Source organism: Streptomyces enissocaesilis (assembly GCF_039533765.1).
GTDB classification, from domain to species: Bacteria; Actinomycetota; Actinomycetes; order Streptomycetales; family Streptomycetaceae; genus Streptomyces; species Streptomyces enissocaesilis.
Genome location: NZ_BAAAUD010000051.1, coordinates 176,587 through 192,185, shown reverse-complemented (window position 1 = coordinate 192,185; position 15,599 = coordinate 176,587). Strand labels below are relative to the sequence as shown.

Below are 15,599 nucleotides of genomic sequence, written 5' to 3'. Positions count from 1 at the left end.
TCCCAATCGGCATCAGTCGTCGCGGCGCTGCAACTCCGCGGCGGCACGTAACTCGAGGCGAGAGGCCTTCGACGTGGCAGCACCGCAGAACTACCTCGCAGTCATCAAGGTCATCGGTGTCGGCGGCGGTGGTGTCAATGCCATCAACCGGATGATCGAGGTCGGTCTCAAGGGCGTCGAGTTCATCGCGATCAACACCGATGCGCAAGCCCTGTTGATGAGCGACGCCGACGTCAAGCTCGACGTCGGACGTGAACTGACCCGCGGCCTCGGCGCCGGGGCCAACCCGGCAGTCGGCCGCAAGGCGGCAGAGGACCACCGTGAGGAGATCGAGGAGGTCCTCAAGGGGGCCGACATGGTCTTCGTCACCGCCGGCGAAGGCGGTGGCACCGGAACCGGTGGCGCGCCTGTCGTCGCCAACATCGCGCGCTCGCTCGGCGCCCTCACGATCGGTGTGGTCACCCGCCCGTTCACCTTCGAGGGCCGGCGTCGCGCGAACCAGGCGGAGGACGGCATCGCCGAACTCCGCGAAGAGGTCGACACCCTCATCGTCATCCCCAACGACCGGCTGCTGTCCATCTCGGACCGCCAGGTCAGCGTGCTCGACGCGTTCAAGTCCGCCGACCAGGTACTGCTCTCCGGCGTCCAGGGCATCACCGACCTCATCACCACCCCCGGCCTGATCAACCTCGACTTCGCCGACGTCAAGTCGGTGATGTCCGAGGCCGGTTCGGCGCTGATGGGCATCGGTTCTGCGCGCGGCGACGACCGCGCGGTGGCGGCAGCCGAGATGGCGATCTCCTCGCCGCTCCTGGAGGCGTCCATCGACGGCGCCCGCGGCGTGCTGCTCTCCATCTCCGGCGGCAGCGACCTCGGTCTCTTCGAGATCAACGAGGCCGCGCAGCTGGTGAGCGAGGCCGCCCACCCCGAGGCCAACATCATCTTCGGCGCGGTCATCGACGACGCGCTGGGCGACGAGGTACGGGTCACCGTCATCGCCGCGGGCTTCGACGGCGGCCAGCCGCCGGCCCGCCGCGAGAACGTCCTCGGCGTCGGCACCGGATCGGGCTCCAAGCGCGAGGAGTCCGCGCCGTCCCGGCCCGCCGAGCCCTCGCGGCCCGTCGGCGGCATCGGCACCGTTCCGCCGCGCGAGCGTGACGAGCCGGCTCCGGCCCAGCCCCAGGCCGAGGCCGCCCCGGCGGCCGAACTCCCGAGCACGCCGGTCTCGCCGGCGCACGTACCGCCGGCCCGTCCGTACCAGGACAGCCAGGCGGAAGAGCTGGATGTCCCGGACTTCTTGAAGTGACCGTGCAGCCCGACGCCATACACGAGAACGGCGCGCACTTCGCCTTCACCGACAGGTGGGGCGGCGTGAGCGCCGTTCCGTACGACCAGCTCAATCTCGGCGGCGCGGTCGGCGACGACCCCGCCGCCGTGCGCGGCAACCGGGAGATCGCGGCCAAGGCGCTCGGCCTCGACCCGGACCTGGTCGTCTGGATGAACCAGGTGCACGGCCGCGACGTGGCCGTGGTCGAGGGGCCGTGGGGCGCCGCGAGCGCCGAGAAGGACCGGACCGTTCCCGCGGTCGACGCGATCGTGACCGCCCGCCGCGGTCTCGCCCTCGCCGTGCTCACCGCGGACTGCACGCCCGTTCTGCTGGCCGACCCCGTCGCCGGTGTCGCGGCCGCCGCTCACGCCGGACGCCCCGGCCTGGTCGCGGGGGTCGTCCCGGCCGCGGTCGAGGCGATGATCGCGCTGGGCGCCGAGCCGTCCCGTATCACCGCGCGTACGGGGCCCGCCGTCTGCGGGCGCTGCTACGAGGTTCCGGAGGAGATGCGGGCCGAGGTCGCACGGGCCGTGCCCGAGGCCTGGTCGCAGACCAGCTGGGGAACGGCGGCCGTCGACGTGAGCGCCGGAGTGCACGCCCAGCTCGAAGCGCTCGGCGTACGCGACCGGCGGCAGTCACCGGTCTGCACGCTGGAGTCGGGCGACCACTTCTCCTACCGCCGCGACCGCACCACGGGGCGGCTCGCCGGATATGTCTGGCTGGACGGATGGGCATGACGGACCGCAAGGAACAACTCGCCTCGAACCTGGCGCAGGTGGAGGCGCGTATCGCCGCCGCCTGTGCGAGCGCGGGGCGGGAGCGCGAAGAGGTGACCCTGATCGTGGTCACCAAGACGTACCCGGCCGGTGATGTGCGCCTGCTCGCCGAACTCGGCGTACGCCATGTCGCGGAGAACAAGGACCAGGACGCGGCGCCCAAGGCGGCCGCGTGCGCGGATCTGTCACTCAACTGGCACTTTGTCGGGCAACTTCAGACAAACAAGGCCCGTTCTGTGGCCAGTTATGCCGATGTGGTGCAGTCCGTCGACCGGGCGAAGCTCGTTACGGCGCTCTCGGCCGGGGCGGTACGCGCCGGGCGCGAACTGGACTGCCTCATTCAGGTCGCCCTCGACGCGGAGTCGGGCGAGCGGGGGGAGCGCGGCGGCGTCGCGCCCGACGGCATCGAGGAGTTGGCCGCGGAGGTGGCCGGCGCGCCGGGTCTCAGACTCGGGGGCCTGATGACCGTCGCGCCGCTCGCCGGGCCGTACGCGGGGCGCCAAAGAGCGGCATTCGAGCGGCTGATGGAATTCTCGTCCAGCCTGCGCGTGGCCCATCCTGCTGCGAACATGGTGTCGGCAGGGATGAGTGCGGACCTTGAGCACGCGGTGGCCGCCGGAGCGACACATGTACGCGTCGGTACTGCGGTGCTCGGAGTCCGACCCGGGCTCGGGTAACGTCGCGAAGCAGGTCGGACCACAGCAGAAAATATGGTCATTCCCACTGATGGGTGGGAGACCGAGTGGATCGCGGGCACTTGGTAATGATGCCGATCCACCACAGAGCGGAGGACTCAGAGAATGGCCGGCGCGATGCGCAAGATGGCGGTCTACCTCGGCCTCGTGGAGGACGATGGGTACGACGGCCGGGGTTTCGATCCCGATGACGATTTCGAGCCCGAGCCGGAGCCGGAGCGGGAGCACCGTCGCCACCAGCCCCCGCATCAGGAGCGGCACGAGGAGCCCGTACGTGTGGTGCAGCCGCCCGCCCAGCGTGAGCCGGTGCCCCACTCCACTCCGCTTCCCGCAGAAATCGGACGACCCGCACGTATCGCCCCCGTGGCATCTATCACACCTGAACGTCCGAACCTGGAGAAGAACGCACCGGTGATCATGCCCAAGGTCGTGTCCGAGCGGGAGCCCTACCGCATCACCACGCTGCACCCGCGGACCTACAACGAGGCCCGTACCATCGGGGAACACTTCCGTGAGGGCACTCCGGTGATCATGAACCTGACCGAGATGGACGACACGGACGCGAAGCGACTTGTCGACTTTGCGGCGGGACTGGTCTTCGGTCTGCATGGCAGCATTGAACGAGTGACGCAGAAGGTGTTCCTGTTGTCGCCTGCTAACGTCGATGTCACGGCGGAGGACAAGGCCCGTATCGCAGAGGGCGGTTTCTTCAACCAGAGCTGAGACAAGGCACCGGGAACAACCCCGGCCGGCGGCCGGAGCCACGAGAGTACGGGGAGAGGGAAGCGCGAGATGGGTATCGCACTGGACGTGATCTACATCGCGCTGATGTGTTTCCTCATCGTGCTGATCTTCCGGTTGGTCATGGATTACGTCTTCCAGTTCGCACGCTCATGGGAACCCGGCAAGGCGATGGTGGTCGTTCTGGAGGCCACCTACACTGTCACCGATCCACCGCTCAAGCTTCTGCGGCGGTTCATTCCGCCGCTGCGTCTCGGGGGCGTGGCACTCGACCTGTCCTTCTTCGTTCTGATGATCATCGTCTACATCCTGATCAGCATGGTGAACAGCTTTGCGAGCAGGATGTGAGCGATACGGTCTTGCCGACTGCCGACGACTACGTAGAGGTGAAGAAGAGATGCCGTTGACCCCCGAGGACGTGCGGAACAAGCAGTTCACGACCGTCCGCCTCCGAGAAGGCTATGACGAGGACGAGGTCGATGCCTTCCTCGACGAGGTCGAAGCTGAACTGACGCGCCTGCTGCGCGAGAACGAGGATCTGCGCGCGAAGCTGGCCGCCGCGACGCGTGCCGCCGCCCAGAACCAGCAGCAGCAGGGTATGCGCAAGCCGCCGGAGCAGCAGGATCGCCCCGGCGCGCCCGTGCCCGCCGCCATATCCGGTCCGCCGGTCCAGCAGCAGCCGCCGCAGATGGGCCCGCCCCAGCTGCCGGGTGGCGCTCCGCAGCTGCCCGCAGGCCCCAGTGGCCACGGACAGCAGGGCCAGCACGGCCAGCACGGCCAGCACGGCCAGGGTCAGATGGGTCAGGGCCAGATGGGCCAGGGCCAGCACGGTCCCGGCCCGCAGGGCCAGCACGGCCCCGGCCCGATGGGGCAGGGCCCCATGGGCCAGGGTCAGATGGGCCAGGGTCAGATGGGGCAGAACCCCATGGGCCAGAACCCGATGGGCGGCCCGATGGGCGGTCCCATGGGCGGTCACGGTCCGCAGCTCCCGCAGCCCGGTCAGGGCCCCGGCGGCGACAGTGCCGCGCGTGTGCTCTCGCTGGCGCAGCAGACCGCCGACCAGGCGATCGCGGAGGCCCGTTCCGAGGCCAACAAGATCGTCGGCGAGGCGCGCAGCCGCGCCGAGGGTCTGGAGCGGGACGCCCGTGCGAAGGCCGACGCGCTGGAGCGGGACGCGCAGGAGAAGCACCGCGTGGCGATGGGCTCGCTGGAGTCCGCCCGCGCCACGCTGGAGCGCAAGGTCGAGGACCTGCGTGGCTTCGAGCGCGAGTACCGGACCAGGCTGAAGTCCTACCTGGAGAGCCAGCTGCGTCAGCTGGAGACCCAGGCCGACGACTCGCTGGCTCCGCCGCGGACCCCGGCGACCGCTTCGCTGCCGCCGGCTCCGCAGATGAGCGGTTCGATGGCATCGGCCGGCTCGGGCGGCATGGGGCACGGCATGGGGGGCAACCAGTCGATGGGCGGCCACGGTGGCCCGTCCTCCAACGGTCCGTCGTACGGCGGCCAGCAGCAGATGTCGCCGGCGATGACTCAGCCGATGGCGCCGGTGCGGCCGCAGGCGCCGCAGCCGATGCAGCAGGCTCCGTCGCCGATGCGCGGATTCCTCATCGACGAGGACGACAACTGACGGCCGTGCGCGCGCTGAGCGCGTAGCCGTCGGCAGGCTGAGGGCCGGGCCCCGGGGATTCTTCCCCGGGGCCCGGCCCTTTTGCGTACGCGGGGTGCGGGTACGGGCCGGGCGTTTGCGGCGGGCTCGTACCCCGCCCCGCTCCTGCCCGTAACCGGGGCTCCGTCCCGGCCCCCGGTCCTCGGACGCCGGACGGGCCGGACCTCCCCGCCCGCCCGGGGGCGGAGAAACGCGAAGGCCCGGCCGACGAGGTCGGCCGGGCCCTGTTGCCGCTGGGCGTTACACCTCGGTCTTGCGGAGGCGGAACGTGAGGGACAGGCCCTCGTCGGTGAACGGGGCGCCGTAGGTGGCGTCCGCCTCGGCGGCGGCGAAGTCCAGCGCCAGGACCTCGTCCGCGATGAGCGCCGCGTGCTCGGTGAGCGCCTCCGCCGTCTCGGGGGAGTCCGCCGCCCAGCGCACGGCGATACGGTCCGCGACGTCCAGGCCGCTGTTCTTGCGGGCCTCCTGGATCAGCCGGATCGCGTCCCGGGCCAGGCCCGCGCGGCGCAGTCCGGGGGTGATCTCCAGGTCCAGGGCGACCGTGGCGCCCGAGTCGGAGGCCACCGACCAGCCCTCGCGCGGGGTCTCGGTGATGATCACCTCGTCCGGGGAGAGGGGCACCTCTTCGCCGTCCACCGCGACCGTCGCCGTGCCCTCGCGCAGGGCCAGCGACAGAGCCGCCGCGTCCGCCTCCGCCACGGCCTTGGCCACCGCCTGCACGCCCTTGCCGAAGCGCTTGCCGAGGGCGCGGAAGTTCGCCTTGGCGGTCGTGTCGACGAGCGAGCCGCCCACCTCGGAGAGCGAGGCGAGGGAGGAGACGTTCAGCTCCTCGGTGATCTGGGCCTGGAGTTCGGGGGTGAGCGACTCGAAGCCGGAGGCCGCGACCAGCGCGCGGGACAGGGGCTGGCGGGTCTTGACGCCCGACTCGGCGCGCGTCGCGCGCCCCAGCTCGACCAGGCGGCGTACCAGCGCCATCTGCCGGGACAGCGTCGGGTCGATCGAGGCCAGGTCGGGCTCGGGCCAGGTGGAGAGGTGGACCGACTCCGGGGCGTCCGGGGTGACCGGGACGATCATGTCCTGCCAGACCCGCTCGGTGATGAAGGGGGTCAGGGGGGCCATGAGGCGGGTGACCGTCTCGACCACGTCGTGCAGGGTGCGCAGCGCCGCCTTGTCACCCTGCCAGAAGCGGCGGCGCGAGCGGCGTACGTACCAGTTCGAGAGGTCGTCGACGAAGGCGGACAGGAGCTTGCCGGCCCGCTGGGTGTCGTACGACTCCAGGGCCTGCGTGACCTGGTCGGTCAGCGCGTGGAGCTCGGACAGGAGCCAGCGGTCCAGCACCGGGCGGTCCGCGGGGGCCGGGTCCGAGGCCGAGGGGGCCCAGTTCGACGTACGGGCGTACAGGGCCTGGAAGGCGACCGTGTTCCAGTACGTGAGGAGGGTCTTCCGGACGACCTCCTGGATGGTGGTGTGGCCGACCCGGCGGGCCGCCCAGGGGGAGCCGCCGGCCGCCATGAACCAGCGGACCGCGTCGGCGCCGTGCTGGTCCATGAGCGGGATGGGCTGGAGGATGTTGCCCAGGTGCTTGGACATCTTCCGGCCGTCCTCGGCGAGGATGTGGCCCAGGCAGACCACGTTCTCGTACGACGACTTGTCGAAGACCAGCGTGCCGACGGCCATCAGCGTGTAGAACCAGCCGCGGGTCTGGTCGATCGCCTCCGAGATGAACTGCGCCGGGTAGCGCTTCTCGAAGAGCTCCTTGTTCTGGTACGGGTAGCCCCACTGCGCGAACGGCATCGAGCCCGAGTCGTACCAGGCGTCGATGACCTCGGGGACGCGCGTCGCGGTCCGGTCGCAGGTCGGGCAGGGGAAGGTCACCGCGTCGATGTACGGGCGGTGCGGGTCCAGGGACGACTGGTCGGTGCCGGTGAGGTCGGAGAGCTCGGCGAGTGAGCCGACGCACGTGAGGTGGTCGTCCTCGCAGCGCCAGATGGGCAGCGGGGTGCCCCAGTAGCGGTTGCGGGACAGGGCCCAGTCGATGTTGTTGTTCAGCCAGTCGCCGAAGCGGCCCTGCTTCACCGACTCCGGGAACCAGTTGGTCTGCTCGTTCTCGCGCAGCAGCGCGTCCTTGACCGCGGTGGTCCTGATGTACCAGGACGGCTGCGCGTAGTAGAGGAGCGCGGTGTGGCAGCGCCAGCAGTGCGGGTAGCTGTGCTCGTACGGGGTGTGGCGGAAGAGCACTCCGCGCTCGTCCAGGTCGGCGGTGAGGGCCTCGTCGGCCTTCTTGAAGAACTGGCCGCCGACGAGGGCGAGTTCCGGCTCGAAGGTGCCGTCGGGCAGGACCGGGTTCACGACCGGGAGGCCGTACGCCCGGCAGGTCTTGAGGTCGTCCTCACCGAAGGCGGGGGCCTGGTGGACCAGACCCGTGCCGTCCTCGGTGGTGACGTAGTCGGCGTTGACGACGTAGTGCGCTTCGGAGGGGAACTCGATCAGCGCGAAGGGGCGCTCGTACGTCCAGCGCTCCATCTCGGCGCCGGTGAAGCTCCGGCCGGTGGCCTCCCAGCCCTCGCCGAGGGACTTCTCCAGGAGGGGCTGGGCCACGACCAGCTTCTCCTCGCCGTTCGTCGCCACGACGTAGGTGACGTCGGGGTGCGCGGCGACCGCCGTGTTGGAGACGAGGGTCCAGGGGGTCGTCGTCCAGATCAGCAGCGACGCCTCGCCCGCGAGCGGACCCGAGGTCAGCGGGAAGCGGACGAAGACCGAGGGGTCGACGACCGTCTCGTACCCCTGCGCCAGCTCGTGGTCGGACAGGCCGGTGCCGCAGCGGGGGCACCAGGGGGCGACGCGGTGGTCCTGGACCAGCAGGCCCTTGTTGAAGATCTCCTTCAGCGACCACCAGACCGACTGGACGTACGACGGGTCCATGGTCCGGTACGCGTCGTCGAGGTCGACCCAGTAGCCCATGCGGTGCGTGAGCTCGGTGAAGGCGTCGGTGTGGCGGGTCACCGACTCGCGGCACTTCGCGTTGAACTCCGCGATGCCGTACTCCTCGATGTCCTTCTTGCCGTTGAAGCCCAGCTCCTTCTCGACGGCGAGCTCGACCGGCAGGCCGTGGCAGTCCCAGCCGGCCTTGCGGGCCACGTGGTAGCCGCGCATGGTGCGAAAGCGCGGGAAGACGTCCTTGAAGACGCGGGCCTCGATGTGGTGCGCGCCCGGCATGCCGTTGGCGGTGGGCGGGCCCTCGTAGAACACCCACTCGGGGCGTCCCTCGGACTGTTCGAGACTCTTCGAGAAGACCTTGTTCTCGCGCCAGAAATCGAGCACGGCGTGCTCGAGCGCGGGAAGGTCGACCTGGGCGGGCACCTGGCGGTACAGCGACATCGATTCCTCCGGCGGACTGTGGCTTCCGTCGGAGGGACGAGAGCGCTGGGCTCCCGCGGTACCACCCTCCTTGGCCCCGGGCGGCGCCCGTGACCCCCTCATTGGGGCAGCGATGCCGGTTCTACTGGCCTTGCGCCCGTGGGCGGAGCCCACTGTCCAAAGCTTTCTTCCGGCGGCTCAGGGGTGATGCTTCACATCGCGCTCGCCGCCGGGCTCACACCGTCCCCGGATCGCTCTTGGCTGCGTACGACGCTACTCGTCCCCGTCGTGGCCTTTCGCTGCGCCCAGTGTACGGGCCGCGGGGCCGGGCAGTCGCCCCGTTTTCGCGCGGCGCCGCAGTGCGCGCCGCTCACCCGGACGGCCGGACGCGATCCCGCGGAGTCCGCCCGCGCCCCCGGGGCGGATTACCGGGCGGAGAGCTGGGCACAACCGATGCAGGCCCGCCGCGCCCGACGCGCGGCCGTGCCGGCCGGCGGCGTGCCCCGTTGCCGCGGGGCGGGAGTCGACTTATCGTCCCAGAACGACTCGCGTGCAAAATCACAATATGTGAAGGGGTCGCGGCCATGGTGGCTAAGAAGACCGCCGTACAGGGCGCAGACGGGACCGGCACGGCGGAGAAGGACCCCGTCGTGGAGAAGACCGCTGCCGAGAAGGCTGCTGCCAAGAAGTCCGCCACGAAGAGGACCGCCGCGAAGAAGGCGGCACCGGCCAAGAAGGCACCTGCCGAGAAGGCGGCTGCGAAGAGGGCCGCTCCTGCGGCCAAGGGGGCGGCTCAGGCCGCGGAAGAGACAGGAGCCAAGACGGTGGTTGCGAAAAAGGCTACGAGCAGGACCCCGGCCGCCAAGAAGACGGCCGCGGCCACGGCGACGGCGCTCCCCAAGTCCCGGACGGCAGCGCTGGCGGCCCCCGACGAGCTCGCGGTCAGGCCGGGGGAGGACCCGTGGACCCCGGACGAGGTCGCCGGGGCGCGGGCCCAGCTGGAGAAGGAGGTCTCCGACCTCAGGGCGGAGATCGCCGCGTCGGAGGAGGCGGTGTCCGGGCTGATGCGGGACTCCGGGGACGGCGCAGGCGACGACCAGGCCGACACCGGCACCAAGAACATCTCACGGGAGTACGAGCTGGCACTGGCGGCCAGCGCCCGCGAGCGCCTGGAACAGACCGGGCGGGCCCTGGAGCGGCTGGACGCCGGGACGTACGGGCTCTGCGAGGTCTGCGGCAAACCGATCGGCAAGGCGCGCATGCAGGCGTTCCCGCGCGCCACGCTGTGTGTGGAGGACAAGCAGAAGCAGGAGCGCCGCTACTGAGCCCGGACCGGGGCCGGGGCCCGGGCCGGTGTCGGAATCCGGGCCCGCCGCCGAGTCCGTCACCGGGGCCGTCCGTACGTGTGTGCCGTACCCTCGTGCTCAGTCAGGCACCTAGGTTGAGGGACTCACGTGGCAGAGGCGGAGCGCATCATCGGTATGCCGGATACCCCTGAGACCGGGGGAGCCGAGCCGGAGCGGCCCTCCGACGAGGCGGTCCCGGGCGAGCAGCCGGTGGGCAGGGGCAAGCGGAAGATCGCCGTGCTGTTCACGGTGGCACTCGTGGCCTACCTGTTCGATCTGATCAGCAAGATGATCGTGGTGGCCAAGCTGGAGCACCACGAGCCGATCGAGGTCGTCGGTGATCTGCTGAGGTTCGAGGCGATCAGGAACGCGGGCGCCGCCTTCGGCATCGGCGAGGCCTTCACCGTCATCTTCACGGTCATCGCGGCCTCCGTGATCGTGGTGATCGCCCGGCTCGCGCGCAAGCTCTACAGCCTGCCCTGGGCCATCGCGCTGGGCCTGCTGCTCGGTGGTGCGCTCGGCAACCTCACCGACCGGATCTTCCGCTCCCCCGGCGTCTTCAAGGGCGCCGTGGTCGACTTCATCGCCCCGGCGAACTTCGCGGTCTTCAACCTCGCGGACTCCGCGATCGTGTGCGGCGGCATCCTCATTGTGATCCTGTCGTTCCGGGGGCTGGACCCCGACGGGACCGTTCACAAGGACTGACAAGGCATACTCGACGGGTGAGTACCATTCCCGAGTTCCGCACCCTGCCCGTTCCCGATGGCCTTGAGGGCGAGCGCGTCGACGCCGCCATCTCCCGGATGTTCGGGTTCTCCCGCACGAAGGCGGCCGAGCTTGCCGCCGCCGGGAAGGTCCAGGTCGACGGGTCGGTGGTCGGGAAGTCCGAGCGGGTCCGCGGCGGGGCCTGGCTCGAGGTGGAGATGCCGCAGGCCGCAGCCCCCGTACAGATCGTCGCCGAGCCCGTCGAGGGCATGGAGATCGTGCACGACGACGACGACGTCGTCGTGATCGCCAAGCCGGTCGGCGTCGCCGCCCACCCCAGCCCCGGCTGGACCGGCACCACCGTGATCGGCGGCCTCGCCGCCGCCGGGTACCGGATCTCGACGTCGGGGGCGGCCGAGCGGCAGGGCATCGTGCACCGCCTCGACGTGGGCACCTCGGGCCTCATGGTCGTGGCCAAGTCGGAGCGGGCGTACACGCTGCTCAAGGCGCAGTTCCGGGACCGGGTCGTCGAGAAGAAGTACCACGCGCTGGTCCAGGGCCACCCGGACCCGATGAGCGGCACCATCGACGCCCCGATCGGGCGCCACCCCAACCACGACTACAAGTGGGCCGTGACGGCCGAGGGCAAGCCCTCGGTCACGCACTACGACCTGATCGAGGCGTTCCGGGCCGCGTCCCTCCTCGACATCAAGCTGGAGACGGGCCGCACCCACCAGATCCGCGTGCACATGTCCGCCCACCGCCACCCGTGCGTGGGCGACCTGACCTACGGCGCCGACCCGACCATGGGCAAGCGGCTCGGCCTGACGCGGCAGTGGCTGCACGCGGTACGGCTCGGCTTCGAGCACCCGTCGGACGGGCAGTGGGTCGAGTTCCACAGCGAGTACCCCGCCGACCTGCAGAAGGCACTGGACGTGATCCGGGCCGAGAGCGAGTGAGCGGGCAGCCGACGGGCGTGCCTTCGTACGCCGTCCGGATCGCGGAGGGGCCTGCCGACATGGAGGCCTGTTTCGCCGTGCGCAAGCAGGTCTTCGTCGTCGAGCAGGAGGTGCCCGCCGACATCGAGTACGACGCGTACGACGCCGGCGCGGTGCACGTCCTGGCGGTGTCCGGTGACGGGCTGCCGCTGGGCACCGGGCGGCTGCTGTACGGCGCCGCCGCGGCCGGCAGGACCGGCGGGGACGCGACGGTCGGCTCCCTCGGCCGGCTGGCCGTGAGCCGGGAGGCGCGCGGGTCCGGCGTCGGGGCGGCACTGGTGCGGGCGATCGAGGACGCGGCCGTGGAGCGCGGTCTGAGCGCGGTGGACCTGCACGCGCAGACGCACGCGCTCGGCTTCTACGAGCGGCTCGGGTACGTCGCGTACGGACCCGAGTTCCCGGACGCGGGGATCGCGCACCGGGCGATGCGGCGCGCGCTGTAGACCGCGCGCCGCAGGGGGACGTCCCGGCCGGAACGCGTCGCATGGCACGCTTGGAACCTTGATCGCCGAGGTTTCGAACCGCCGGATGGTGCACCGTGGATCAGTTGGCCCTGCTGTTCGTGCTGTTGCTGGGGGCCGTCGTCACGGTGCCGCTGGGGGAGCGCCTGGGGCTGCCGGCGCCGGTACTGATGACGCTCGCCGGGATCGTCCTGGCGCTGCTGCCGTTCGTACCGAACGTCGAGGTCCCGCCCGAGTACATCCTGCCGCTGGTCCTGCCGCCGCTGCTGTACGCCGCCGTGCAGCGGACCTCCTGGCGGCAGTTCACCGCGAACATCCGGCCCATCCTGCTGCTGGCGGTGGCGCTCGTCTTCGTCACGACCGCCGCGGTGGCCGCGGTCGCCCACGCCGTCGTCCCCGGGCTGCCGATCGCCGCGGCCATCGCGCTGGGCGCGCTCGTCGCCCCGCCCGACCCGGTCGCGGCGACCGCCGTCGCCGGGTCGCTCGGACTGCCGCGGCGGCTCGTGTCGATCCTGGAGGGCGAGGGGCTGTTCAACGACGTGACGGCCATCGTGCTCTACCACGTGGCGGTCGCGGCGGCGGTGAGCGGAACGTTTTCCTGGCCGACGGCGGTCGGGGAGCTCTTCCTGTCCGCGCTCGTCGCCGTCGTCGTCGGATTCGGGCTGGGTTGGGTCACCGACAAGCTGATGGACTTCCTCGGCGACACGACCCTCCAGATCAGCCTCACGCTGCTGGCGCCCTTCGTCGCCTATGTGCTGGCGGAGGAGTTCAAGGGGTCCGGCGTGCTCGCCGTGCTCGTCATCGCGCTGTACCTGGCGGAGCACGCCGTCGACGCCGACGACGTACTCGGCCGCCTCGCCGGACAGACCTTCTGGCAGATCGTCGACACCCTTGTCACCGGTGTCGCCTTCGGGCTGATCGGCCTCGAGCTGCACAACGTCTTCGGCACGGCCGACGGCCGCCTGGGCGAGATGCTCGGCTGGGGCGCCGTGGTCGTCGGGGTGGTCGTCGGCGTACGGCTGGTGTGGCTGCTGCCCGCGACCTGGCTGGCCAAGCGGCTGCACACACTGCGGGACTACGACGAGGACATCCCGGTCAGCTGGCGCGAGACCGTCGTCATGTGGTGGTCGGGAATGCGGGGGGTGGCGTCGGTCGCGCTGGCGCTGGCCATTCCGATCCGGACGGACGACGGCTCGCCGTTCCCGGCCCGGGACGAGATCGTGTTCGTCGCGTTCTGCGTCATCATGGCCACCCTCCTCGTCCAGGGGCTCACCCTGCCGTGGCTGGTGCGCAGGCTCGGCGTACGCGCGGACACGGGAGCGGAGGGCGAGCTCGAACACGACCTCGCGGTACGGGCGGCGAAGGCGGCCAAGCGCAGGCTCAGGGAGATCCAGGAGGTCGAGGACCTGCCGGACGACGTCCTGGACCGGTTGCAGCGGGGCGCGTTCGACATCGCGGCCAGGATCAGCCCCGAGATCGTGGACGACGAGCGGCGCGAGGCGTCCGCGCAGCGCGTCGAGCGGATCAAGTCGGTGCACCGGATCCAGCGGGAGATGATGTCGGCCGCCCGCCACGAGGTGCTCTCCGCGCGCAACGAGCCCGGGGCGGATCCGGAGGTCGTCGACCGGGTGCTGCACCACTTGGACGTGCGCGGCCTCAAGTAGGGCAGGGGTCCTCGTCCCCGGCCGCCGCGATCGCCGGGCGGGCCCGCCCGTGGTCTGTCCCGCCCGTGGTCTATCCCCGTCCGGTGCGCGGCTTCTCGTCCGTGAGCGGCGGCTTGCTGTTCGGGGGCTCGGCGGCCGGTGCGGTGGCGATGCGCGGGAGGGCGTACGGATGCTTCTCGCTCAGCCAGCCGATCAGCTGCTCGCGCACGGTGCACCGCACCGTCCAGACGTCGTCCGCGTCCTTGGCGGTGACCACCGCCCGTACCACCATGGTGTTCGGCGTCGTGTCGGTGACCGCCAGGCTCCAGTCGCGGCCGTCCCACGCCTTGCAGGTGCCGAGGATCTCCCGGAGCTTCTCCCGCATCAGATCCACCGGCGTGCTGTGGTCCAGGTGGAAGAAGACCGTGCCGGTCATCTGGGCCCCGCCGCGCGACCAGTTCTCGAACGGCTTGCTGGTGAAGTACGACACCGGCATGGTGATCCGCCGCTCGTCCCAGGTCCGTACGGCGAGGAAGGTGAGCGTGACCTCCTCCACCACGCCCCACTCGCCGTCCACGACCACGGTGTCCCCTATGCGCACCATGTCGCCGAAGGCGATCTGGAAGCCGGCGAAGAGGTTGCCGAGGGTCGACTGGGCCGCGACACCGGCGACGATGCCTATGATTCCGGCCGAGGCGAGCATCGACGTGCCGATCGTCTTCATGCCGGGGAAGGTCATCAGCATCGCGCCGACCGCCACCACGACCACGACCGCGGTCACGATCCGCATGATCAGCGTCACCTGCGTACGGACTCGCCGTACGCGGGCCGGATCACGCGTGGTGGACGCGTAGCGGGCGTACGACGACTCGACTATGGCGGAGGCGATCCGGATCACGAGCCACGCACCGGCACCGATCAGCACGAGGGAGAGCACCTGGCCGATGCCCGCCCTGTGGTCCTGGACGATGTCCAGGCGGGTCTTCCCGTACGCCCCCCTCAGGACGGCGGCCAGGATCAGGACCTGCAACGGCACACGGCAGCGCCGCAGCAGGCCCCACAGCGGGGTCTCGTGGTGACGGGCGTCGGTGCGGCGCAGCAGCAGGTCGGCGGCCCAGCCGACGACCAGTGTGAGCACGACCGAGCCACCGATGACGATCAGCGGGCGCAGTACGGTCTCCATGACTCCGAAGCTCAGTGGGAGGATGGCGGAATGGACATCATGCTTTTCCACTCCGTCTACGGTCTGCGCCCGGCGGTGCACGCCGCAGCAGAGCGACTTCGTGCCGCCGGGCACCAGGTGCACGTGCCCGACCTCTTCGAGGGCCAAACCGCCGGGACCGTGGAGGAGGGGATGGCGGTCAAGGACGGCATCGGCCGGGACGAGCTGCTGCGGCGTGCCGTCCTCGCCGCCGCCCCGCACTCCGAGAAGGGGCTGGTGTACGCCGGTTTCTCCTTCGGCGGGTCCGTCGCGCAGAACCTGGCGCTCGGCGACGAGAAGGCCCGCGGACTGCTGCTCCTGCACGGAACCTCGGACATCGCGGACGACGCTTCGGCGCCCGACCTGCCCGTGCAGCTGCATGTCGCGGACCCGGACCCGTTCGAGTCGGACGACTGGCTGAACGCCTGGTACCTGCGGATGCGGCGGGTCGGCGCGGATGTGGAGATCTACCGCTATCCCGGGGCCGGGCACCTCTACACCGACCCGGATCTGCCGGACTACGACGCGGCGGCCGCCCAGCAGACGTGGAAGGTCGCGGCCGGGTTCCTGGCGACGCTGTAGCGGTTCGGCGGTTCGGCGGTTCGGCGGTTCGGCGGTTTCGGGACCGGGCGGACCCGCCTGCCGGAGCCGTGGATGCGCTCGGGCGCCGTGTACTCGGGAGA

The 15,599-nt window shown here is 70.8% G+C and carries 14 protein-coding genes; 12 read left to right on the top strand and 2 right to left on the bottom strand.

Annotation, left to right across the window (positions count from 1 at the left end):
• Positions 1-73 precede the first annotated feature (73 nt).
• The 6 genes from ftsZ (at position 74) to ABD374_RS26655 (ending at position 5,166) form a co-directional block, all read left to right on the top strand.
• The gene (gene ftsZ / locus ABD374_RS26680) at positions 74-1,306 is read left to right on the top strand and encodes a cell division protein FtsZ (RefSeq protein WP_344498233.1); all 1,233 of its coding nucleotides are present in this window, start codon (positions 74-76) and stop codon (positions 1,304-1,306) included.
• 2 nt (positions 1,307-1,308) lie between these two features.
• Positions 1,309-2,064 carry a peptidoglycan editing factor PgeF gene (pgeF, locus tag ABD374_RS26675; RefSeq protein ID WP_425577366.1) on the top strand — a complete coding sequence of 252 codons (756 nt, stop codon included), beginning with the start codon at positions 1,309-1,311 and terminating at the stop codon, positions 2,062-2,064.
• A complete protein-coding gene (locus ABD374_RS26670) occupies positions 2,061-2,780 on the top strand; it encodes a YggS family pyridoxal phosphate-dependent enzyme (RefSeq protein WP_344498229.1) in 720 nt (239 codons plus the stop codon). The genes pgeF and ABD374_RS26670 overlap by 4 nt, the downstream gene beginning before the upstream one ends.
• A gap of 123 nt (positions 2,781-2,903) precedes the next feature.
• Positions 2,904-3,521 carry a cell division protein SepF gene (locus tag ABD374_RS26665; RefSeq protein WP_344498227.1) on the top strand — a complete coding sequence of 206 codons (618 nt, stop codon included), beginning with the start codon at positions 2,904-2,906 and terminating at the stop codon, positions 3,519-3,521.
• 69 nt (positions 3,522-3,590) lie between these two features.
• Positions 3,591-3,887 (top strand): YggT family protein, encoded by a 297-nt coding sequence (locus tag ABD374_RS26660; RefSeq protein WP_344498225.1) that lies wholly within the window; start codon positions 3,591-3,593, stop codon positions 3,885-3,887.
• A 49-nt stretch (positions 3,888-3,936) separates the two neighbouring features.
• Complete coding sequence (locus ABD374_RS26655) at positions 3,937-5,166, top strand: DivIVA domain-containing protein (RefSeq protein WP_344498223.1); 1,230 nt, start codon at positions 3,937-3,939, stop codon at positions 5,164-5,166.
• A gap of 279 nt (positions 5,167-5,445) precedes the next feature.
• Here ABD374_RS26655 and ileS read toward each other — a convergent pair whose 3' ends face one another.
• Positions 5,446-8,583: an isoleucine--tRNA ligase gene (ileS, locus tag ABD374_RS26650; protein WP_344498221.1), complete on the bottom strand. Its 3,138-nt coding sequence runs from the start codon at positions 8,581-8,583 to the stop codon at positions 5,446-5,448.
• 563 nt (positions 8,584-9,146) lie between these two features.
• On the opposite strand from ileS, the gene ABD374_RS26645 reads away from it, so the two are divergent.
• From ABD374_RS26645 to ABD374_RS26625, 5 genes are all read left to right on the top strand, one after another.
• Complete coding sequence (locus tag ABD374_RS26645) at positions 9,147-9,887, top strand: TraR/DksA family transcriptional regulator (protein WP_344498219.1); 741 nt, start codon at positions 9,147-9,149, stop codon at positions 9,885-9,887.
• Between the two features lie 129 nt (positions 9,888-10,016).
• Positions 10,017-10,613, top strand: coding sequence for a signal peptidase II (gene lspA, locus ABD374_RS26640; protein ID WP_344498217.1), 597 nt, complete (start codon positions 10,017-10,019; stop codon positions 10,611-10,613).
• Between the two features lie 17 nt (positions 10,614-10,630).
• Positions 10,631-11,572: an RluA family pseudouridine synthase gene (locus tag ABD374_RS26635; protein ID WP_344498215.1), complete on the top strand. Its 942-nt coding sequence runs from the start codon at positions 10,631-10,633 to the stop codon at positions 11,570-11,572.
• Positions 11,573-11,631: 59 nt separating this feature from the next.
• Complete coding sequence (locus ABD374_RS26630; protein WP_344498444.1) at positions 11,632-12,054, top strand: GNAT family N-acetyltransferase; 423 nt, start codon at positions 11,632-11,634, stop codon at positions 12,052-12,054.
• A 95-nt stretch (positions 12,055-12,149) separates the two neighbouring features.
• On the top strand, positions 12,150-13,736 hold the full coding sequence (locus ABD374_RS26625) for a Na+/H+ antiporter (protein ID WP_344498213.1): 1,587 nt from the start codon (positions 12,150-12,152) through the stop codon (positions 13,734-13,736).
• Positions 13,737-13,806: 70 nt separating this feature from the next.
• Here ABD374_RS26625 and ABD374_RS26620 read toward each other — a convergent pair whose 3' ends face one another.
• A complete protein-coding gene (locus ABD374_RS26620; RefSeq protein WP_344498211.1) occupies positions 13,807-14,898 on the bottom strand; it encodes a mechanosensitive ion channel family protein in 1,092 nt (363 codons plus the stop codon).
• 30 nt (positions 14,899-14,928) lie between these two features.
• Here ABD374_RS26620 and ABD374_RS26615 point away from each other — a divergent pair, with 30 nt between their 5' ends.
• Complete coding sequence (locus ABD374_RS26615) at positions 14,929-15,498, top strand: dienelactone hydrolase family protein (protein WP_344498209.1); 570 nt, start codon at positions 14,929-14,931, stop codon at positions 15,496-15,498.
• The last annotated feature ends 101 nt before the right edge of the window (positions 15,499-15,599 follow it).

Coding starts and splice junctions, on each gene's coding strand:
- ABD374_RS26630 (WP_344498444.1), top strand. CDS start 11,632: ATGGAGGCCTGTTTCGCCGTGCGCAAGCAGGTCTTCGTCGTCGAGCAG.
- ABD374_RS26645 (WP_344498219.1), top strand. CDS start 9,147: ATGGTGGCTAAGAAGACCGCCGTACAGGGCGCAGACGGGACCGGCACG.
- ABD374_RS26655 (WP_344498223.1), top strand. CDS start 3,937: ATGCCGTTGACCCCCGAGGACGTGCGGAACAAGCAGTTCACGACCGTC.
- ABD374_RS26670 (WP_344498229.1), top strand. CDS start 2,061: ATGACGGACCGCAAGGAACAACTCGCCTCGAACCTGGCGCAGGTGGAG.
- ABD374_RS26620 (WP_344498211.1), bottom strand. CDS start 14,898: ATGGAGACCGTACTGCGCCCGCTGATCGTCATCGGTGGCTCGGTCGTG.
- ABD374_RS26660 (WP_344498225.1), top strand. CDS start 3,591: ATGGGTATCGCACTGGACGTGATCTACATCGCGCTGATGTGTTTCCTC.
- ileS (WP_344498221.1), bottom strand. CDS start 8,583: ATGTCGCTGTACCGCCAGGTGCCCGCCCAGGTCGACCTTCCCGCGCTC.
- ABD374_RS26665 (WP_344498227.1), top strand. CDS start 2,904: ATGGCCGGCGCGATGCGCAAGATGGCGGTCTACCTCGGCCTCGTGGAG.
- ABD374_RS26615 (WP_344498209.1), top strand. CDS start 14,929: ATGGACATCATGCTTTTCCACTCCGTCTACGGTCTGCGCCCGGCGGTG.